Consider the following 20,988-nt stretch of genomic DNA (forward strand, 5'->3'; position numbering starts at 1 on the left):
TTCTTGATGATAATTAAATCCAATTTTATTATAAAGTGTTTTTATATAAACTAACATTCTTCTACTTTTATTGAATATATTTGAACAATTTAAAATAATTAAAAACATTCCTAATTTGTTCATCATTTTTATATTCATTTACATTCACATGCCACAAAGCATCATCTTGAGAACCTTGAATCGTAGGAAACTCGGTACTTTTCTCATTAACCATTACTGTTTTAGTGTTGTTTAACAATGCCATTGCTTTAAACCAAATATCATCACCTATAGGTGATAAGTTTAGAAATAATTCTTTATCCAATACTTTATTATGCAACGAATTAGATGGATATAGGATTCCTCCTACACCTGTAGGGAATAAGTTAAAAGATGGTTGATTATTTTCAGGAGGACCCCAATTTAAATATGTTTCCAATTGATGATCATTAACTTTTTTCATGAAAGCACATCTATAAGCAATTATAGCATTGGGAAACTCTTTAAATTTACTATATAGTCCTTCTATAAAAAACTTAGGATATATAACATCGTCATCGCAAGTTATAATATTACTTTCTTTAAATTCCTTAATTGTATAAATAAGTTTTTTGTATGATCTTAGATTTTCATTAACAATCCTTATTTCTAAGCCCCTTGATTTCAATTTGAAGATTTTTTGTGGAATTTTTCCCTCATTTAATTCATCTTTTGCTAACCATAATATAATTTTATCAGGTTTAATTGTTTGATTCATTAAAGATTCTATCGTTAAATAAACAATATTGAATCGCTTTGGATATGTTGTTAAACTAACTATTAACGGTTGATTTCTTGAATAAAAATTAACGCCAGAACTTCTCTTTACTAAGTTGTATAACCTATATTTGACAACCTCTAATTTATTTTTTAATCTATTCATTTTATTTATTAATCTACTTTTTATTTCCATAATTTTTTACCTATTCTTATGAAATTAAACGCTTGCGTTTGTTGCCAAAAACATCTTTTAGTTTTGCTATAAAAGAATAACCCAAAATAATTTGCGATAAAATAAGAAATCAATGTAGCAACTGCAGCACCCTGAATATACATTTTTTGGATAAGAACATAATTCAAAAATACATTGATTATTGCACCTACTGTAGTTCTAATCATCCCGTTTATCATCAAATTTTCAGAGATAATCCACTTAGCATTAGCTACCCCTAAAAATGTAAAAACACCTGCCCAAATATGTATCATCAATACACTGCCAGCTTGATTATATTGATTTCCATAGAGGAGATTCACCACCCAGTCAGACAGGTAGGTCATAGGAAGTGCAATAGCTACCGCCATCCACACCATAAGGTCATACAACTTTTGAAGTCTGACATAATAAAGCTCTTCACTGATTTTTTTGGCATTAATAATAGCAGGGAAAAGCGATGAAGTCATCACCATAGGTATGAAGTACCAAGCTTCACTCAGTCTTACAGCTACAGCATATTGTCCCACCGCGTGACTGTCAAGCATCTCTTTAATCATCACCTGGTCTATCTTCATATAAATTGTTACAACTATTCCACTTAATATAAGTGGCCAACTAGCTTTTAACAAACTAAAAGCTACATTTTTTTCAAACTCCCATAATTTCAAAAAAAGGTGATTATGTAAATAAAAATACAAAAAACCCATAGCTAATACAAAACTGTCGAACATTACTACCCAAGCAAATGCGATTAAAGGAGCCTCATTGAGAAGGAGTATGATTTTTATCATAGTTGAGATGAAAAGAGTTATGATATTTGCATAAACTACATACTTACTCAATACTTTACTTTGAAAATACATATCTATTACATTAAAACTTTGAAATATGGTTGCAGAGGCAATTATAAATATCAGTATGTTTGTATAGTGATCATTAGACGTAAAATTAACAGCAATGGCCAAGAAAAGTAAAACTCCAAAAGCGCCAATTAATTTAAGTACAAACGCTGTTCCTAATAGCACATCCCGTTTACTCTCATCCTTCACAAGTTCTCGTATGACAATCCCGTCTAATCCCAATGTAGCAATAGGCGTAAAAAGTCCTACAAAACTTTGAGCATAAGAAAATAGACCAAATTGTTCTGGACCAAGGTACCTTGCCACCCAGATCCCGACAAAAAGCCCCACAACCATGCGCAGGATTTTTTCCGCAAAAAGCCATGAAGTATTTTTAAAGTACCTCATAAAGCCTTGATGATTTTTAAGAGATTTTAATTTTGTGATCATTTTATTGTATCTCGATACAGCAGCATATTGTCTATTCTCATTTTACATTATTTAATTTTGCAATATTATATCTAAATAAAAACTCTTATCTTTAAACTATTCTTTGTATATACTTAATATTCATATAACTTGCCTATACGCCTATCCTTCCTATCACCATTAACACCTTTTACTCATAAATAACTATTATATCCCAAATACACCCATTCATATAATATTTACCCGATTATGCTATAATTTTCCAACTTATTAGGGAAACGAAAACTATATGAAAAAACTTATTCTACTTGGACTTCTTACATTACTGACACTCTCACAGGCTAAAATGGTGGATGCCATTGCCATCATCGTTGAGGGAGAACCTATCACCACTGCAGAGATACGTGCGGTACAAACACAAATGCAGGTTTCCAAAGAGCAGGCCACTGATCTTCTTATCCAGGACCGCCTACAGAAATCGGCCATGAAAGATGTACAGATCGCTGAAGCAGATGTCGATGCAAAAATAGCAACGATCGCAGCACAGAACAACCTTACGGTTCCTAAAATGCAAAAGATACTGAAAGAACAGGGTACCACATGGAACCAATATCGAGCAAGTGTCAAAGAAGCGATGAAAAAAGAAAAGTTCTTTCAGGAAAATGTGGTCAGTTCTATCCCGGCGCCAAGCGAAGATGAACTCAATCTTTTTTACAGAAACCACCAGGATGAATTTACCATTCCTGCCTCTGTCAACCTGATCGAATACTCTGCACCTACAGAAGATAAGATAAAGCACTTTCTTCAGACCAAAGATCCAAAAGGTGTAAAAAGCCGCTCTGTCACAAAGCAGACCAAGGACCTCAACCCTGCTTTGCTTGGCAGTATCTTGCAAACACAAGACGGTTCCTTTACGCGTCCTTTTAATGCAGGAGACCGGTATATAAGCTATCAGGTGCTTTCCAAGAAGGGCAAGGTGAATATGTCTTTTGAAGCAGCCCAGGGTGCCGTTGCCGCAAAATGGAGACAACAGCAGCAAAGTAAAGCGCTCAAAGACTATTTTGAAAAGATCAAAACAAACGCTGATATACAAATACTCAGATAACATCTTATTTATAAACGAAGGAAGAACATGGGACTAAAATCCGATAAATGGATACGCGAAAAATCACTGAACGAAGCAATGATCACCCCTTTTTGTGAAGGACTGGTAGGAGAGGGAGTCGTCAGTTACGGGCTAAGCTCATACGGCTATGACATTCGTGTTACGGATGAATTTAAGATCTTTACGAACATCAACGCCGAAGTGGTGGATCCAAAAGATTTTAATGAGAACAATGTGGTGGATTTTAAGGGGGATGTCTGTATCGTGCCTCCTAACTCTTTTGCCCTTGCAAGAACCGTAGAGTACTTTAAAATGCCAAGCGATACTTTGGCGATCTGTCTGGGGAAAAGTACCTATGCACGTTGCGGTATCATCGTGAATGTGACACCGTTCGAACCTGGTTTTGAAGGGCATATCACGATAGAAATATCCAACACCACACCCCTGCCTGCGAAGATCTACGCCAACGAGGGTATCGCGCAGGTCCTATTCTTGCAGGGCGACGAACAGTGTGAGACGACATATAAAGACAGGTCAGGTAAATACCAAAGTCAAACAGGTATCACGCTCCCGAGAATCCTCAAGAAAAGCTAGCCCCGAAGCACGCCATTTTCCTTCACGCCAAAGTTAAGCTTTGGTGTGAAACCACTTCATCGTTAAAAAGACCATACTACAGAAAAATACAGCTATAATTCCGCATCTATCTATAAAGGATGTGCATGCGTTATTTTTACAGTTCTTTTGTCATTTTGGCACTGGGCATTGTCGGAGCTTATTTTTTGGGCGGTATAGCCGCTGTCTATATCACTTTTCTGCTGATCATTCTTGAGGTCTCTCTTTCCTTTGACAATGCCGTGGTCAATGCAAAAGTGCTTGAGACCATGGACCCTGTCTGGCAGAAACGGTTTATACTTTTCGGTATTCCGATCGCCGTATTCGGTATGCGACTGGTTTTCCCTCTGGCCATTGTATCCGTAGCATCAGGCATGGGGTTCTTTGAGACGCTTGACGTTGCGATACACCAGCCCGGGAAGTATGAAGCGATACTGAAAACCACGGAGGCAAGCATCTTTGCATTTGGTGGCGCTTTTTTGTTGATGGTCTTTTTGGATTTCTTTTTTGAAGAACGGGAGATCAAGTGGGTCAGGTTCATTGAAGGCTCGAAGATCATGAAGCATTTTTCGGCGGTAGCGAACATTGAACTTATCCTGGCCATTCTTACCGGGATAGTTCTGGGGCACATCACTCAGGATTTTACTGTGCTTTTAGCCTTTATGTACGGCGTGCTGCTTCATTCTCTGCTTGGCATGCTCGATCACTTTCTTTCTACAGAAACAGTCAGAAGCGGTATTGCAGGATTTGTCTATCTAGAGGTACTTGATGCAAGCTTCAGTTTCGACGGCGTCATAGGGGCGTTTGCACTGACAAGCAATATCTTTATCATCATGATCGGTCTTGGTGTAGGAGCCATGTTCGTGCGGAGCCTCACCCTCTATTTTGTCGAACACAAGACCCTTTCGGTATTTCGCTATCTGGAACACGGCGCGCATTATGCCATTGGGATCCTGGCCTTTATCATGCTCATCAAGATCAATCTGCACATCAGTGAAGTGATCACGGGGACGATCGGTATCGGGCTGATAACCCTGGCTTTCCTTCATTCTATATGGGAAAACAAAAGAGCACAGGATAAAACACTATAACCCTTTTTGCTCCAGCCATTTGCATAGCATATAGAGAGAGAAGAGATGTTGCTTGAACATCCCCTTCTCCCCTTTTTCCAAATACATTTCAAGTTCAGGTTCATTAAAGAGGTGCATCTTTTCCTGTATCCGTCCGATGACCTCCAGCTCTCCACTCTCCTGCAGCCACTCCATATAAGGATAGTTAAATCCTTTTTTCTTACGATCGACGATCTCTTCGGGAAGGTACTTTCTGGCGACACTTTTCACCAGTGCCTTGGAAGGTTTCAGCATACGAAGCTCCGGGGTACAGGAGAATGCTGCAGCGACCACTTCTTTGTCCAGAAATGGACTTCTTGCCTCGACACTGTGCGCCATGCTCATACGGTCAAGCTTTTGCAGAAAGACATTGCCCAACATCACCTTGAGATCTACAAAACTGTACCATTCTATAGGCGAGATGTGCCCACTCTGCTCAAACTCTTTCCTATAGGGTTCAAGTGCTTCTAAAGAATGGTTATCTTTCACATTCATACGCAGTAATCTGTTTTGCTGAAGGTCGGTAAACAGTTCTGCAGTGGAGCGGAACAGTGTACTCCCTTCAAAGATACGTTTGTACCACTCCCACTCTTTGTGCATAGAGAAATGCGACTTGAAATAGTGTTTCAGCCATCCTTTGAACTCCAGTCCTTTGGCCAGTTCCAGATCATAAAACTCTTTATAGGTTCTGTATCCCATGAAGAGTTCATCGCTTCCATCACCGGTCAGAACTACTTTAAAGCCCTCTTGATGGACTACCTTCATCAAGTGGTAAAGAGGCAGCATCGCAGGGTCAGCCAAAGGCTCATCCAGAGAAGACACCACCTCCTCTATCGTTTGCAAAAAGTCTGCTTTACTGAAGCATACTTCATGATGGTTGGACTTTATATGTTCTGCTGCCGTTCTGGCAAAAGGACGCTCGTCATACTTCTCATATCCTTCATACCCAATACTGAAGGTATCTACCCGCTGCTTCAAAGAAGCCATTGCAGAGATAAGAGAAGAGTCCACCCCTCCGGAAAGCAGACAGGCGAACTTGACCTCTTTGGGCAAGCGCAATGTTACAGACTCCAGAAGTGCTTTTTCCAAGGTCTGTACTGCATGATCTTCGTTTTCTATGACTTCTGTCTTCTTAAGTGGTGTATAATACTTTTTCTTTATTATCCTCTTCTCTGCCAAAACAAAGGTGATCATTTCGGCTGCATCGACTTGATAGATATGCCTATCAAACGTCCGGGGAGAAAGTGGTGTCTGAAAAGAGAGGTACTGTGTCAGCATCTCTCTGTTAAATGTAAGCGGAATAAGCGAATGGATGGCTTTCATTTCACTGGCAAATACCAATCGCTGGGTATCCAAACTGTAATAGACCGGTTTCTTTCCAAAGGGATCACGGAATAATTTGACCTCTGCCTCTGCGATGACGGCAATGGCGAACATGCCCCGAAGATATGTGACAAAATCATCTCCCCAGACCCTGTATGCTTCATGCAGGACATCTACCTCACTTGCTGCATGAAGACGAAGTGTTTCCGCCAATGCTTCATAGTTATAGATCTCACCGTTAAAAAGTATCTCTACGCCATTACGGCTGATGATTTGAGTGGGTGTTTTCGTTACATTTGTCACAGCAAGCCGATGGACACCAAGAAAATAGCGGTCCCTCACAGAGGTAACCTGTGCATCTATTCCCCGATGGGCCAATGTGTGAAAAGCCTCTTTGGCTTTTGCCTCCTCATAGGTTCCGATAATTCCAAATATTGCACACACCTATCGAACTCCTTGGTTCTTACTGGTTTTCACCATTCTGCTTGCTTAAAATAATACTCTTCTCTTGCTTTTACTCTCTTTTGTGTTACAATGCCAAAAATTGTTCAGTATAAAGTAAGTAAATATGAAAAACCTAATTATAGTAGAATCACCTGCTAAAGCACGTACCATTACCAGTTTCCTCAATAAAGACTATAAAGTCATCGCCTCAAAAGGGCATATTCGTGACCTTCCGAAAAGTACTTTTGGTATTACGGTCGATGATGAGAACGGTGATCTTATACCCAAATACTCCATCCCAAGAGATGCGAACCCCACGGTCAAAGAGTTAAAGAAACTTGCCAAAGAAGCGGAAACGGTCTTTATCGCAACGGATGAGGACCGCGAGGGTGAGGCGATCGGGTATCATATCGCCAAGGCGATCGGAAGAGAACCTACTGAACTTCCGCGTATCGTCTTTCATGAGATCACCAAAAATGCCATACAGCATGCACTTGAAACCCCGCGTAAGGTTGATATGGACTCTGTGGATGCACAGCAGACAAGAAGACTGCTTGACCGTATCGTAGGGTACAAACTTTCACCTCTGCTTGCCAGCAAGATCCAAAAAGGTCTGAGTGCAGGTAGAGTACAAAGTTCGACACTGAAACTGGTAGTAGACAGGGAACGCGAGATCAAAGCGTTCGTGCCTGAAGAGTATTGGACGATCGATGCACTGTTTGAAAAAGACATCGAAGCATCTATCTATGATTATAACGGTCTCAAGATAGAGAAACTGACGGTCAAAACGGAGGCAGATGCCACAGAGATCGTTGCTTCGGCCAAAAGTGAATCCTTTATCGTGGCTTCATTGGAAAAGACCAAAAGAAAGACCAAAACACCTCCACCGTTCATGACTTCAACCCTGCAGCAGACAGCCTCTACCCAACTGGGATTTTCGCCTAAAAAAACGATGATGGTCGCACAAAAGCTCTATGAAGGGGTGAAAACCGACAAAGGTACCATGGGGGTCATTACCTATATGAGAACCGACTCACTGAACCTTGCAAAAGAGGCGGTAACCGCAGCAAGAGAGTACATCCAAAACACTTACGGGGAGAAATATCTCCCCGCTAAAGCAAAGAACTATGCCACAAAGTCCAAAGGTGCACAGGAAGCCCATGAGGCGATCCGCCCTACGATGATCGAGTTTGACGGCAAGACCGCGGCAGACTATCTCTCTGTCGATGAACTGAAACTCTATAGACTGATCTACAACCGATTCCTGGCCTGTCAGATGACAGAAGCAGAGATGGAGTCACAGACACTCCTCTTCAAAGGGGATAAATGTACCTTCAAAGCCAGCGGAAGAAAACTTCTTTTTGACGGGTTCTATAAGGTCACAGGGTATACCGATAAAGACAAACTCTTGCCGGAACTGGCAAAAGGTCAAGCGGTTAGTCTGGATCAGATCAAGCAAGAGCAGCATTTTACAGAACCGCCTGCACGCTACAACGAAGCCAGTCTCATCAAGAAGCTGGAGTCACTGGGTATCGGGCGTCCGAGTACCTATGCCCCTACTGTCACCACACTTCAGACACGTAAATACATTGAAATAGAGAAAAAACGTATCCACCCTACAGAGATCGCCTTTACGGTCACAGAGATGCTTGAAAAGCATTTCCCTGAGATCGTAGACAGCGGGTTTACGTCCAACATGGAAGAGACACTTGATGAGATAGCGGAAGGAAACACCGACTGGCAAACGGTTCTCAAAGCATTCTACACCCCGTTTTTACAGAAGGTAGAAGAGGGGAAAAAGAAGATCAAAAGTCTTAAGGTGGCCATCCCTACTGGGGAAAAATGTCCTAAATGCGACTCCGAACTACTCCTGCGTAAAGGGCGTTATGGCGAATTTATCGCATGCAGCAACTTTCCTAAATGCAAATACACCAAAAATCCGGACGGTACAGAGGTCGAAGGACCGGAAGAGACGGATGAAAAGTGTGAAAAATGCGGTTCGATGATGGTGATCAAAAACTCTAAAAGAGGAAAATTCCTTGCCTGTTCTGCCTACCCGAAATGTAAAAACGCAAAGTCTCTTGAACCTGCGAAAGAACTCACCGTTCCCTGTCCGGAATGTGGAGGAAAAATTCAGGAGAGAGAGGGGAAAAGAGGGAAATTCTTCGGTTGTGTGAACTATCCGAAATGTAAATTCATCGCCAACTTTGAACCTATAGACAAAAAATGTCCGGAGTGCGGATATACTATGGGGATTAAACATCTCAAAAGCGGTGATGTCTATGAGTGCTTTAAATGTAAACATAAAGAGGAGGCAAAGTAATGTCTAACCCTAAACAACAAATATTTTTATGCGCGATCAACAACATCCTCAGCGGCACCTGTAAAGAGGACTGCAAATTCTGTACCCAAAGTGTGCGATACCATGCAGATATCGAACGTTACAGCTACAAGGATATAGGACAGATCGTCTCTGAGGCGAAAGCCGCAAAAGCCAACGGTGCTTTGGGCTACTGTCTGGTCACTGCCGGCAAAGGTCTGGATGACAAAAAAGTGGATTTTGTTGCACGTGCTGCACAGGCGGTCAAGGCGGAGGTCAAAGAGCTCAACCTTATTGCATGTAATGGTACCGCCAGCAAAGAACAGCTTCTCTACCTGAAACAGCATGGCATCGACAGCTATAACCATAACCTTGAAACCTCTGAACGTTATTATGCAGATATCTGTACCACCCATGCCTGGAGTGAACGTTATGAGACGTGTGAGAATGTCAAATCAGTAGGGTTGGCACTCTGTTCCGGAGGGATCTTCGGTATGGGAGAGACAAAAGAGGACAGAGACGCACTTCTGGACGCGATCGCATCTCTGAGCCCTGAATCAACGCCGCTTAACTTTTATCATCCTAATCCTGCACTGCCTATCAAAACAAGGAACATCGAACTGGATGAAGCTATGGCTATCATTAAAAAGGCCCGTGCGCTTCTGGGAGAAGATAAGCTGCTTATGGTCGCTGGTGGACGTGAACTTGTGTTCAACGGAAAAGAAAACCTCATGTTCGAATCGGGTGCAAATGCGATGGTCATAGGGAATTATTTGACCACCAAAGGTATCGAAGCAAGCAGTGATCAAGAGATGCTTGATAGACTTGGCTACAAGGTAGCAACAAGCTGTGATACACACTAATATTGTCCATATACTCACGCTTTCACTGCTGATATGGGGAAGCCCTTTTGTTGCCAAATTTCTGCGTTTGCCTATGCCCCCTGTGGAAATTATATTAGGGTCTATTGTCGCCTATTTCGGGTTTGTCGGCCACAACCCATACTTTAGCCTCATCGCAGAGGTCGGATTTCTCTATCTCATGTTCCTAGCGGGAATGGAAGTCGATCTGAAACAGATCACAAAAAGCCCTAAGAGCGTAATACAGAGATCTATGCTATTCCTCTTCTTCATGGTCGTTTTTTCTATGATCTTTGGTTTTATCTTTGACCTGAATGCCATTGTTATTATCTCTATGCCGCTGATCTCCATAGGATTGCTGGCTTCTTTATCCAAAGTATACGGGAAAGAGGAGTCCTGGATACGTTTAGCCTTTATTGCCGGTGTACTGGGTGAGATCTTAAGTATCGCAGCACTGACCATCTTCGATGCGTACATTACTACGGGATCACCTCTAGAACTTATTTTGAAGGTTGCTTACCTTCTTCTGTTTATTTTTGTGATCTATATCCTCTATAGAATGTTCCATCTGCTCTTTTGGTGGTACCCCGAGCTCAAGAGTGTTTTGGTTCCAAAACTGGACACTTCCGCACAAGATATACGTCTCTCCATGGCCCTGTTCTTCATCATGATCGCTGTCATGCTCTCACTGGAGTTAGAGGTAGCCTTAGGAGCATTTATTGCAGGGATAGCGATCTCTGCATTCTTTCATCATGAGAAAGAGCTTGAAGAAAAAATGTCCAGCCTCGGCTTTGGTTTTCTGGTGCCCCTCTTCTTTATCCATGTCGGTGCATCTTTTGATCTGAAGGCGCTTACACTGGAAGGGATTGTTCCCGGAGCACTGCTGATTACGGTTTTGATGATCGTTGCCAGACTGTTTGCTGCGATCGTATTGCGGGGGATTAACGGAAGTTCGAAGGATGCTATACTTATAGCGCTTTCTCTTTCTATGCCATTGACCCTTCTTGTGGCTGTTGCAACCATTGGATATGACACAAAGTTATTAGACCAGTTGACCTATTATCAGTTGATCTTGGCCAGTATATTTGAGATATTGATCGCTATGACCGTTATCAAGGCTTTACAGGTAAAGAATCGCCCCAATAAAAAAGAGGTCAACCACGATTAAAAGAGCAGATACGCTTACTCAGCATCTGCCTTTCTCATCTCTTGTACTGCTTCCCAGTATGCCTTATCTGCGGCTTCTTTTGTTGCCTTCTTTTCCGCATCAAGATCAATCTCTGTACCTGTCGCTGCCGTTTCAGCTTTTTTTGCAGCTGCTTCTTTTTCAGCTAACGCTTTTTCCGCTGCTCTGGCTTCTGCTGCTATTTTGTCTAATTCCGCTTTTTCTTGTGCTTCTTTAGCAAGTTTCTCAGCTCTTTTTTTCTCATAAGCTTCTACTTCACGCTTCTCTTTTTCAGCCTGCTCTTTAGCTTTTTTTAACTCTTCTTCTTTCGCAGCGATCTGAGCCAGTATTGCTTCTTTTTCTTTTTGAGCTTCAGCTTCTTCTGCTTTTTGCGCTTCCACTGCCTCTGCCTTTTTCACTGCTTCAAGTTTTTCAGCTTCTTCTTTTTTTTTGGCCTCATCCATAGCCTGTTGACGTATAGCCTCAGCGCTGTCGGTTTCAGACCCGTTTGCTTCGTCTACTGCGATCTCTTCTTCCGCTGCAGCCTCTTCTACTTCCACAGCTTCAGGAGCATCCATTACATCTTCTTCCTCATCTGCGAACTCATCATCAGAGCCTGCTGCATCTCTCAGGTCTGAAAGGAATGAATGTGTCTTGATATCAATATCTCTAAAACCCGATGCATTCGCACTCATAAATAATACCGCCATTACTGCCCATAGATACTTCTTCATCCTTACTCCTTAGGTTCTAACTGTTTTAATTCAAAATACTCTTTTTGAAGTCTTTGATTTTCTACTTTTAATATTTTCTCTTCAAGAGACAAGCCTTGTTTTTTCTCTTTTAACTGATTCAAAACAGTTAGTGAGTTCTCCCCATAGACCAAGACACCAACATAGATGCCAAAGAGAAGGATACCCAGGACTGTCACTAAAAAAGTTTTTAGTGACAGCCCGGCTATGCTATCTTCCTCTCTCGGACCTGCCATATATTATACCTTCATTTACTTTGTAAAAATTGACGCACCCAAATACTCAAACTGACCGAGTTCCGCTTCGATCTCAAGCAGTCTGTTATATTTGGCGATTCTGTCGCTTCTTGCCGTGGATCCCGTTTTTATTTCACCGGTATTCAATGCGACAGCAAAGTCTGCGATAAACGTATCTTCGCTCTCTCCTGAGCGGTGAGACATCACGCACGTATACCCGCTTCTTTGCGCAAGACGTACCGTTTGCATCGTCTCAGAAACCGTTCCTATCTGATTTGGTTTGATCAGGATAGAGTTTGCGATCTCTTTTTCGATCCCCTCTGCCAGAATAGATACATTGGTTACAAAGAGGTCATCCCCTACAAGCTGTACTTTATCTCCCAGTACTTCTGTTAGATGCTTCCAGCCCTCCCAATCATCTTCACTTAATCCATCTTCGATCGAAACAATAGGGTACTTCGCACACATATCGGCATAGTATGCGCTAAGCTCTTGAGATGTCAATTCTCTGTTCTCTGACTTAAGGACATACTTGCCTGCATCATTGATAAGTTCAGAGGCAGCCACATCAAGCGCAATAGCGATCTGTTCACCCGGCTTGTATCCGGCTTTTTCTATCGCTTGCATGATGACCTGGATAGGTTCTTCGTTTGACTTAAGGTTTGGAGCAAAACCACCTTCATCACCGACCGCTGTACTCTCGCCCATCCCATCGATGATCTTTTTAAGGTTGTGGTATACTTCTGCACAGGCTCTCAGTCCTTCTGAAAATCTATCAAATCCTACCGGCATGACCATATACTCTTGGAAATCTACAGAGTTGTTCGCATGTTCTCCACCGTTAATGATGTTAAGCATTGGTACAGGCATCACTACGGCATTCGCTCCGCCAAGATAGCGGTAAAGCGGCATACCCATGCTTTTCGCAGCTGCACGTGCCACTGCCATAGAGACACCAAGCACCGCATTGGCACCCATGTTCCCATAATTATTCGTACCGTCTACCTCTTTCATCACAAGGTCAACTTCTGCCTGGTTGAAGGGACTAAGACCGACAAGTGCATCGCTGATCGGACCATTCACATTTTCACAAGCTTGCAGTACCCCTTTGCCCATATATCTGTCACCGCCGTCACGAAGTTCAAGCGCTTCACGTTTACCTGTACTCGCACCGCTAGGAACAATAGCACTTTCTACTGTCCCGTCACTCAAACTTACTGTTGCTTTTACTGTAGGGTTTCCTCTACTGTCCATCACCTCTGTTGCTACGATCTCATCGATAAAAATCATCTCTATCCTTTACATATTTACTATTTTACATTTACCTATTATTTTATCGAATTTTACCCAATACTTAAATGAGTATCGTAATCAAAAAACCATTAGGAAGTCAGAGTGTATCATAATGTGAAGTTTTGCTCTGCATCATCTCACAAAAAACCTAATTTAAAAAAGTATGAGGGAACCCTTAGAGGATTTAAACGTAGTGCAATGCGTAGTATTTTAGTATATTTGATGCTGACAGAAGTGTATCAGATCATCCTGGAACCTCTAGCAGTATGTGAGGTTCCAGGAGATAGGTTTCTATTTAGTCTTCGACCATCTCGCTCTCATCTACTGCCAGTGCATCACCAAAACCTAGGGCTTCTTTGATCTTGCCTTCCAACTCTGCCATCAGTTCAGGATTTTCTTTGATGGTGATCTTTGCATTTTCTTTTCCTTGTCCCAGTTTCTCACTGCCATAAGAGAACCATGCACCTGATTTGTCTATAATATCCATCTTCACACCATAGTCAATGAGCTCTCCCACAAAAGAGATCCCCTCTCCGAACATAATGTCAAACTCTGCCTGTCTGAATGGAGGTGCCACTTTATTTTTCACTACTTTTGCTTTAACACGGTTCCCTATGGAAGATTCACCCTGTTTGAGTGTTGCGATACGGCGTACGTCAATTCGCACAGAACAGTAAAACTTCAAGGCATTCCCCCCTGTCGTTGTTTCCGGTGATCCATATCCCATGGTACCGATCTTCATACGAATCTGGTTAATGAAGATCACCGTTGTGTTCGTTTTATGCAGGATAGCAGTGAGTTTACGCAGTGCCTGTGACATCAGTCTTGCCTGCAATCCGACATGTTGATCTCCCATATCCCCCTCTATCTCACTTTTTGGTGTAAGTGCGGCAACAGAGTCAACGATGATCAGATCAACCGCTGCTGATCTTGCCAATGTTTCAAGTACATCCAGTGCCTGTTCACCAAAGTCCGGTTGAGAGACCAGGAGATTATCCGTATCCACACCCAGATTTTTGGCATAGGCAACATCCAGCGCATGTTCCGCATCGATGAATGCACACACCATACCTTTTTTTTGTGCCGAAGCAATGGTCTGCAGCGCAAGTGTTGTCTTACCTGATGACTCAGGACCATAGATCTCTATAATACGCCCTTGAGGTATACCGCCTATTCCTAATGCCATATCTAAACCAAGTGAGCCTGTTGAGATAGACTCGATAGGTTCGAATTCTTTGTCTCCCAGTCTCATCAATGTACCTTTACCAAACGTCTTGTCGATCTGTTTGATTGCCATATCCAGTGCTTTTTGCTTGTTCGCATCCATTGCCATTGTCATATCCTTAACCTTAATGTTGAATTCTAGCACCATTCTAGTACGTTTCTCTTGCAACTTTAAAAAATATGTCAAATTGACATGTTTTTTATAATATTTTCTCAAAAGTTGCCACAAATACAAACAATGATAAAATACACCATCCCAACAAAGAGAGTACCCCAGACTATGAATCCTATACAGTTAGCCCATTCCCCGGATGCAGATGATATTTTTATGTATTTTGCCATTAAATTTGGCTGGGTTGATACCAAAGGCTATACCTTTGAAAACATTGGACTGGATATTGAAACACTTAATGTGGAGGCACTGAAAGGAACCTATGATGTCTCTGCCATCAGTTTTGGTATGTACCCGCTCATCAAAGATGAGTATGCGCTGCTTCGTACTGCAGTGAGTTTCGGTGAAGGGTATGGACCCAAGCTCATACGACGCAAAGAGACAAAACTAAAACGAAATTTCAAAGTGGCCCTTTCCGGAAAATACACGACCAATGCCATGCTTTTCAGAATCTATTACCCAGATGCAAGGCCTGTCTATATGGATTTCCTTGAGATAGAAGAGGCTGTGGTTTCGGGTAAAGTGGATGCAGGGGTGCTGATCCATGAGTCCATCCTGGATTTTGATGCAAGTTTGGAAGTGGAAAAAGAGGTGTGGGATATTTGGGTAGAGTTGGCAGGAGAAGGTCTGCCTTTACCGCTTGGCGGTATGGCGATACGAAGAAGTCTGCCACTGAACCGTGCCATCGATATAGAAAATATTCTCATAGAGGGTGTCAAAGTGGCCAATGAGAGAAAAGAAGCGCTCTGTGCCAAACTAGAGGCAGAACATCTTGTGCGTATCTCAGATGAAATGCTTCAAAAATATCTTGATATGTATGCCTCTGATGACTCTGTCCAGCTCTCTGACCTTCAGATCAAAGCACTGGACAGACTCTACGAGTTAGGCTTTCAGCATGGTTTATGGGAGACACCTATCAAAACGGAAGCGTATTTGATCCCTAAAGAGTATGAAGCCCTGCGGTACAGTTAAATGTTTTTTAAGACCATAGACTTCTCCAAATACTCCAGTATCAAAGTGGGACAGCCTACACAAGTACTGATGATAGAAGAAGAAGACACCCTGCCCACTGACAGATACCTCATCGGAGGTGCGAACAACCTGCTTGTCTCACCCACACCTCCGCCACTGATGATGCTCTCTAAAGATTTTGCTACGATCGCGCACGAAGGGAACATGTTGATTATTGGTGCAGCGACGCCTACGGGACGCATCGTATCCTATGCGAAGAGACATGATATCGGCGGTTTTGAGTTTTGTGCCAAACTCCCCGGTACACTGGGCGGTATGCTTGCGATGAATGCAGGGGTCAAAGCCTATGAGATATTTAATATTTTACACTCTATAAAGATCAATGGCGAATGGATTTTAGCCGAGGAGATAGAACACGGCTACCGTTTCGCCAAGCTGGGGGGTATTGCAACCCATGCAAAGTTTGAGGTACAGCATGGTTTTAACCAGAAGCTTCTGGATGAACTGCTCACACTGCGATCCAATCAGCCTCTTGAACCCAGTGCGGGTTCCGTATTTAAAAACCCTGAAGGTGATTATGCCGGACGACTGATAGAAGCTGTGGGACTAAAAGGTGTAAGAAAAGGTCAAATGCGGTGGAGTACGGTGCATGCCAATTTCCTGGTCAATTTAGGGGGTGGAACGTATGGGGAAGCCAAGTCGCTCATAGACTTGGCAAAAAGTGAAGTGCTACATAGATTTAATATAGCACTAGTAGAAGAGATAAAGATCCTCTAAAACTATTTTACCTCTTTCGATCCAGAGAAGACATACCCTTCACCTAAACAACGGACACATCGAATATAATTAGACTCACTAGGTTTTCTTGCATATTGCATTGCGTCTGCTGTAAACACCACATAATATCTGTTCTCTGTAGTAGGTGTAGTTGACCAGAAGTCTGAAGCACGAGAGTATGCAAATGGATTATCTTGAGGATTATGTACATGAGATAACTCCTCTGAAGTAGGCAATCTCCAATCATTATGTCCCGCATAGTTCAATGTACGACAATAGTTCACTGCATGGCTATGCTTCCCTGCTTTACCTACCGAGTGCCCACGTTTATACGCACCATCTTCCCCATCTGTATAGGCTGCATCCTGCCACATAAGGCCTGCATCCGATTCAACGTAGACTTTATTGGTTTTACAAGGTGTTTTTGATACTTCCACTACAGGTGCAAGCGTTTCGGTTGTATCTCCCCCTGCCATCAGTAAAGTAGTGAACATAGAGAGACATGCCGATATTAGTACTTTTTTCATATTTTTCTCCTTTGGTGACCCAATATTATTCAATATCATAATATAAGATTCATCAAACCAAGCTAAATTTTACATATAATCTGAAATAATCTAATATTATACAAAAAATCATGCATGTATTTCTATCGTTACACCCTTTTCAACCGCAGACCAAAGTGTATCCATCGCAAGGTTTCGGACTGCCATACATCCCTCTGTCCAATCACGCGAAAGGGTATATTCATCCCCCCGTCCATCCGCATTCCATTTTGGTTGCCCATGGATCGTGATATATCCACCCGGATTTACACCTCTTCCCCTTGCTTTTGCTTTATCCGCCTCGCTGGGATAAGAGATCATCAGCGATCTATAGAGTCTTGAATCGCATTTCTTTCTCACAATGCTATAGGTGCCTTCCGGCGTTCTATAATCCCCCGCCTTTACCTTGTTACCGGCATCGGCTCCACCATTAGCACCCAGAGAGATACGGAACTTTTCAACCACTTTGCCATCTTTATAGGCATACAACACTCTTTTTTTCTTATAGACAACGATTTTGTCTATTTTATTGCTGTGGTCTATTTCTGCCCCGCTTGCCAATTCTTTTATGCACTCTTTTGTTGCATACGGTGTAGGATCCGCCTTCCCGTAATAAGGTGTTTCTCCACACCCCACAACAAATAGCGCAACAAGCAGGCCCAGCAAACTTATTTCTATCTTCATGACTTTCCTTTCAGGAGGGTGATCAACCCCAATCCTCATTTTGACGTTTGGATTTATGTTTGTCTTTCTTGTAAGAGGTACCGTTCTTTAACTTCTGCAGCCGATTCAGATTGCTCATCTCTGCTTCACGTATAGTAGAAAGGTCCTTATCCGTGAATGCCTCAGCCAGACATGTATTTTGATAGATGCGAGCAATATACTCTTTGAGCTGTTGATGATACTCCGATTCTAACTGCACCTCTTCTTTTTCATCAAACTTACTTTTCAGCTGCCCAAATTTTTTTATAAAACCTTCCGCTGTGACATGCTCGTCTCTGAACATACGGAAAAGGTTTTTACTGATCTTTTCCAGTTCCACTATATATTTCTGACGATTAAATTTATCGATCTGTTTTTGCGTATATCTCACAAGCCACCTTTATCGTATAATAATAGGAACACCTTCACGCACAGCATACCACAACTCTTTCATTGCAGAGTTTGTCACAGCTACACATCCCTGGGTCCAATTTTTAGATAACGTATAGCTGTCTCCCTTACCATCTGCATTCCAGGTAGGCTGTCCATGAAGCGTCACTGCACCACCCGGGTCAACACCCCTTCTGGCAGCACTTACTTTGTCTTCAGGACGTGGATATGAGATACAAAGGGACCGAAAGTATTTAGGAGAACAGAGTTTTCTGGAGATCCAAAATTCACCTTCAGGGGTTCTGTTGTCTCCTTGCTTCTGCTTGTGACCTATCGGGTTTTTCCCTAAAGAGACAGGCAGTGTATTTTGTACTTTTCCCTCTTTATACAAATACATTTTACGCTCTTTTTTGACCACCACGATCTTGTCGATACTTTCACCTTGAGAAAAATCTTCGGCCTCCAGTAACTCCTCTTTGCACTCTGCTAAAGTATAATGGTTATCCACCACAGTGGGTTCAAGCGGTTGCCTGCATCCTGTCAACCATAAGAGTATCATAAATCCATAGAGGTATCGCATATTTTTTACTGTCCTTCAAGCGTATAATCGGGATATTTTAGCACAAGTTAGATAACTAACGGTAAATAAAAAAGAGTGAAAATAGAGAGGGGGAATAGCGGATAGAGATAAACACTCTTCATCAGAAGAGGTTTATCTCAAAAGAGAGAGCAAATTATAAAGCTGCCTTAGCTGCTGCCAATGCTTCTTCGTAGTCAGGCTCTTGAGTAATTTCCGGAACCACTTGCTTATATGCAACTTTACCATCTTTACCGATCACAAAGATCACTCTCGCCATGATACCCGCTAAAGGACCATCAGCCAAAAGCACACCGTAATTGTTAGCAAAATCTTTGTTTCTGAAGTCTGAACATACTTTAATGTTATCGATTCCCGCAGCGCCACACCATCTAGCTGCTGCAAATGGAAGGTCCATAGATACTGTAATAACCTCTATACCCTCAAGGTTCGCTGCTTCAGCATTAAATCTTCTGGTCTCTGCATCACATACACCTGTATCAAGTGATGGTACGGCACTGATCAATTGCACTTTACCTTCACCACCGATTGTCTCATCTTGAAGCATTGGATCACAGTTGACTACTGTAGTTACGGGTGCTGTATCACCTACATTGATTTCTGTACCTGCCAGGTTACATACGATGTCGTTTTTAAATGTTACTGTTGCCATTTAATTTCCTTTAAAATAATTATTGTGCAAGTATTATCTCTTAAATAAGATAAATTTACTCTTATTTTTTTCAAAAACTAAATGTGTCATCTGTATTTAAGGGCAAAACCGGAATCTATCACCTGCTCAGCGTTCTCTACATTCCTGGAATTCTAGGGATCTTTCCCAGTTTGGAATAACGGCAGTACCATCCCCACATCTTTTTCATCCAGTGACCCACGATAGGCATAGGGATCATTTTCCCACCCTTGTCACTGCGATAGACAAAGGCTGCGCCATTTCCTGTATCCATTACACATAAAATATTCAAATGTTCCATATAGCTTCGTTTGGAATCTATGTTTTGTATGTCATTCAAAATATTATAGGCTACATTCTTAGCCATGACCTCAGCGACATGCCCCTGTTTTGCTCTCCACTCAGGCCCCATAAGCGATGCAGAATCACCAATGGCATACACGCCATCAAAGCCTTCTATCTCATTATACTCATTGGTCACCACATACCCGGCATCGCTTAGCGGAAGTCCAGACGTTTTGAGTACATGATGTCCGGTACCTGCCGATATGAACATCGTCAGGTCCGATTCCAGTTTTGTCCCATCTTCAAAACAGATACCATCTTTTTCAAAATGGGTGATCTTACTGCCTACTTTTTTCTGGATGTTCGTCATTTCGAACATCTTGTCCATCATCACTAATGCTTTTTCACCCATCTTCTGTCCGGGTTTTGCCATAGGAGCAAAAAAAGTAAGTTCAAAATTTTCACGAACCCCTTTTTTCTTCAGATAGGTATCCACATTAAAGAGCACTTCAAATGCAGGTCCCCCACGTACCGCAGAGGTATCTTTGGGATTACCGCCAAAGCCCATGGCAATTCTTCCCTCTTTTTTCTCTATCAATGTATCCAAACGTTCATAAAGTGCCGTAGCCTCTTCTGGCTTACCGCAGATTGAAAGTGTATGCTCCAACCCTTTCAACTGCATCTTGTCCTGACCGAGTGCAACAACGATATAAGGGTACCCTTCCAAGATACGTCCACTCTCTAAAATAGCTCTTTTAGCCTCTGCCTCTAACTGCAATACCGGATCAACAATAAGCTGGAATCCATGTTTCATCGCCAGCTTGTCCAGAGGCACAGAGACATCTTCCCTCGTTGCTTCACCTGTTGGTATCCAGATGGAAGTAGGATAGATATAAAAATAATCCCTGTCACTCACCAGTGTGACATCCAAGTCTTGCTTTTTCAGATAGATCGCTGCTTCAACGCCTGCAAATCCGCCACCCAATACCAATACTTTACGCATCTGCCCTCCTCCTACTTGAATATGCTAATGGCTTCTTGGGTTTCCAAACGGTCTGACACATTCGAATTTGCGATCAATATACCATAGATAGCCCCTACCAATAATCCGGAGAGGATCACGATCCATACCGTTAATCTTTTTTCCGTACTTCCTTTACCTTTATAATCCTCAATGTTGTCAAGTGTCGGTTCTGTACTATGCATCGTTTCTC

Annotated in this window: 22 protein-coding genes; 8 read left to right on the forward strand and 14 right to left on the reverse strand. The window is 42.2% G+C overall.

Annotated features, from left to right (window positions below; genetic code table 11):
* Positions 1-67: 67 nt before the first annotated feature.
* Together LDM98_RS10945 and LDM98_RS10950 are read right to left on the reverse strand one after the other, a co-directional pair.
* Positions 68-931: a glycosyltransferase family A protein gene (locus LDM98_RS10945; protein WP_223899446.1), complete on the reverse strand. Its 864-nt coding sequence runs from the start codon at positions 929-931 to the stop codon at positions 68-70.
* Positions 922-2,241 carry a flippase gene (locus tag LDM98_RS10950; protein WP_223899447.1) on the reverse strand — a complete coding sequence of 440 codons (1,320 nt, stop codon included), beginning with the start codon at positions 2,239-2,241 and terminating at the stop codon, positions 922-924. The genes LDM98_RS10945 and LDM98_RS10950 overlap by 10 nt, the downstream gene beginning before the upstream one ends.
* Before the next feature lie 268 nt (positions 2,242-2,509).
* Between LDM98_RS10950 and LDM98_RS10955 the strand changes: the two genes are divergently transcribed.
* The 3 genes from LDM98_RS10955 to LDM98_RS10965 all read left to right on the forward strand — a co-directional run bounded on the left by LDM98_RS10955 (position 2,510) and on the right by LDM98_RS10965 (position 5,028).
* Entirely contained in the window at positions 2,510-3,325 is an 816-nt protein-coding gene (locus tag LDM98_RS10955; RefSeq protein ID WP_223899448.1) for a peptidyl-prolyl cis-trans isomerase, read from the forward strand.
* Positions 3,326-3,352: 27 nt separating this feature from the next.
* Complete coding sequence (gene dcd, locus LDM98_RS10960; RefSeq protein WP_223899449.1) at positions 3,353-3,919, forward strand: dCTP deaminase; 567 nt, start codon at positions 3,353-3,355, stop codon at positions 3,917-3,919.
* Positions 3,920-4,044: 125 nt separating this feature from the next.
* A complete protein-coding gene (locus LDM98_RS10965; RefSeq protein WP_223899450.1) occupies positions 4,045-5,028 on the forward strand; it encodes a DUF475 domain-containing protein in 984 nt (327 codons plus the stop codon).
* On the opposite strand, the gene asnB is transcribed toward LDM98_RS10965, so the two are convergent.
* Positions 5,023-6,813, reverse strand: coding sequence for an asparagine synthase (glutamine-hydrolyzing) (gene asnB / locus LDM98_RS10970; protein ID WP_223899451.1), 1,791 nt, complete (start codon positions 6,811-6,813; stop codon positions 5,023-5,025). The two genes, LDM98_RS10965 and asnB, sit on opposite strands and share 6 nt — an antisense overlap.
* Positions 6,814-6,937: 124 nt before the next feature.
* Here asnB and topA point away from each other — a divergent pair, with 124 nt between their 5' ends.
* The 3 genes from topA to LDM98_RS10985 are packed head-to-tail and all read left to right on the forward strand — an operon-like array spanning position 6,938 to position 11,161.
* On the forward strand, positions 6,938-9,136 hold the full coding sequence (gene topA, locus LDM98_RS10975; protein ID WP_223899452.1) for a type I DNA topoisomerase: 2,199 nt from the start codon (positions 6,938-6,940) through the stop codon (positions 9,134-9,136).
* The gene (locus LDM98_RS10980; RefSeq protein WP_223899453.1) at positions 9,136-9,996 is read left to right on the forward strand and encodes a biotin synthase; all 861 of its coding nucleotides are present in this window, start codon (positions 9,136-9,138) and stop codon (positions 9,994-9,996) included. Before topA ends, LDM98_RS10980 begins: the two co-directional genes overlap by 1 nt.
* Positions 9,983-11,161, forward strand: a complete 1,179-nt coding sequence (locus tag LDM98_RS10985; protein ID WP_223899454.1) for a cation:proton antiporter — start codon at positions 9,983-9,985, stop codon at positions 11,159-11,161. The genes LDM98_RS10980 and LDM98_RS10985 overlap by 14 nt, the downstream gene beginning before the upstream one ends.
* A gap of 14 nt (positions 11,162-11,175) precedes the next feature.
* On the opposite strand, the gene LDM98_RS10990 is transcribed toward LDM98_RS10985, so the two are convergent.
* From LDM98_RS10990 to recA, 4 genes are all read right to left on the reverse strand, one after another.
* Entirely contained in the window at positions 11,176-11,892 is a 717-nt protein-coding gene (locus tag LDM98_RS10990) for a hypothetical protein (RefSeq protein WP_223899455.1), read from the reverse strand.
* A gap of 2 nt (positions 11,893-11,894) precedes the next feature.
* Entirely contained in the window at positions 11,895-12,146 is a 252-nt protein-coding gene (locus LDM98_RS10995) for a hypothetical protein (RefSeq protein WP_223899456.1), read from the reverse strand.
* A gap of 15 nt (positions 12,147-12,161) precedes the next feature.
* Entirely contained in the window at positions 12,162-13,436 is a 1,275-nt protein-coding gene (eno, locus tag LDM98_RS11000; protein ID WP_223899457.1) for a phosphopyruvate hydratase, read from the reverse strand.
* Between the two features lie 298 nt (positions 13,437-13,734).
* A complete protein-coding gene (gene recA / locus LDM98_RS11005; protein WP_223899490.1) occupies positions 13,735-14,772 on the reverse strand; it encodes a recombinase RecA in 1,038 nt (345 codons plus the stop codon).
* A gap of 171 nt (positions 14,773-14,943) precedes the next feature.
* Here recA and LDM98_RS11010 point away from each other — a divergent pair, with 171 nt between their 5' ends.
* Entirely contained in the window at positions 14,944-15,807 is an 864-nt protein-coding gene (locus LDM98_RS11010; protein ID WP_223899458.1) for a menaquinone biosynthesis family protein, read from the forward strand.
* Positions 15,808-16,584 carry a UDP-N-acetylmuramate dehydrogenase gene (locus LDM98_RS11015; protein ID WP_223899459.1) on the forward strand — a complete coding sequence of 259 codons (777 nt, stop codon included), beginning with the start codon at positions 15,808-15,810 and terminating at the stop codon, positions 16,582-16,584.
* A gap of 2 nt (positions 16,585-16,586) precedes the next feature.
* Here the strand turns inward: LDM98_RS11015 and LDM98_RS11020 are convergent, their stop codons facing one another.
* The 7 genes from LDM98_RS11020 to LDM98_RS11050 form a co-directional block, all read right to left on the reverse strand.
* Positions 16,587-17,111 carry a DUF1566 domain-containing protein gene (locus tag LDM98_RS11020; RefSeq protein ID WP_223899460.1) on the reverse strand — a complete coding sequence of 175 codons (525 nt, stop codon included), beginning with the start codon at positions 17,109-17,111 and terminating at the stop codon, positions 16,587-16,589.
* 108 nt (positions 17,112-17,219) lie between these two features.
* Complete coding sequence (locus tag LDM98_RS11025; protein ID WP_223899461.1) at positions 17,220-17,813, reverse strand: murein L,D-transpeptidase family protein; 594 nt, start codon at positions 17,811-17,813, stop codon at positions 17,220-17,222.
* A 22-nt stretch (positions 17,814-17,835) separates the two neighbouring features.
* Positions 17,836-18,222: a hypothetical protein gene (locus LDM98_RS11030; RefSeq protein ID WP_223899462.1), complete on the reverse strand. Its 387-nt coding sequence runs from the start codon at positions 18,220-18,222 to the stop codon at positions 17,836-17,838.
* 9 nt (positions 18,223-18,231) lie between these two features.
* Positions 18,232-18,801, reverse strand: coding sequence for a murein L,D-transpeptidase family protein (locus LDM98_RS11035; RefSeq protein WP_223899463.1), 570 nt, complete (start codon positions 18,799-18,801; stop codon positions 18,232-18,234).
* Positions 18,802-18,955: 154 nt separating this feature from the next.
* On the reverse strand, positions 18,956-19,471 hold the full coding sequence (gene tpx / locus LDM98_RS11040; protein WP_223899464.1) for a thiol peroxidase: 516 nt from the start codon (positions 19,469-19,471) through the stop codon (positions 18,956-18,958).
* Positions 19,472-19,607: 136 nt separating this feature from the next.
* The gene (locus LDM98_RS11045) at positions 19,608-20,777 is read right to left on the reverse strand and encodes an NAD(P)/FAD-dependent oxidoreductase (protein ID WP_223899465.1); all 1,170 of its coding nucleotides are present in this window, start codon (positions 20,775-20,777) and stop codon (positions 19,608-19,610) included.
* Positions 20,778-20,788: 11 nt separating this feature from the next.
* Positions 20,789-20,980, reverse strand: coding sequence for a hypothetical protein (locus LDM98_RS11050; RefSeq protein ID WP_223899466.1), 192 nt, complete (start codon positions 20,978-20,980; stop codon positions 20,789-20,791).
* Positions 20,981-20,988 lie beyond the last annotated feature (8 nt).

The organism is Sulfurovum sp. TSL1 (genome assembly GCF_019972135.1).
In the GTDB taxonomy this organism is placed as follows: domain Bacteria; phylum Campylobacterota; class Campylobacteria; order Campylobacterales; family Sulfurovaceae; genus Sulfurovum.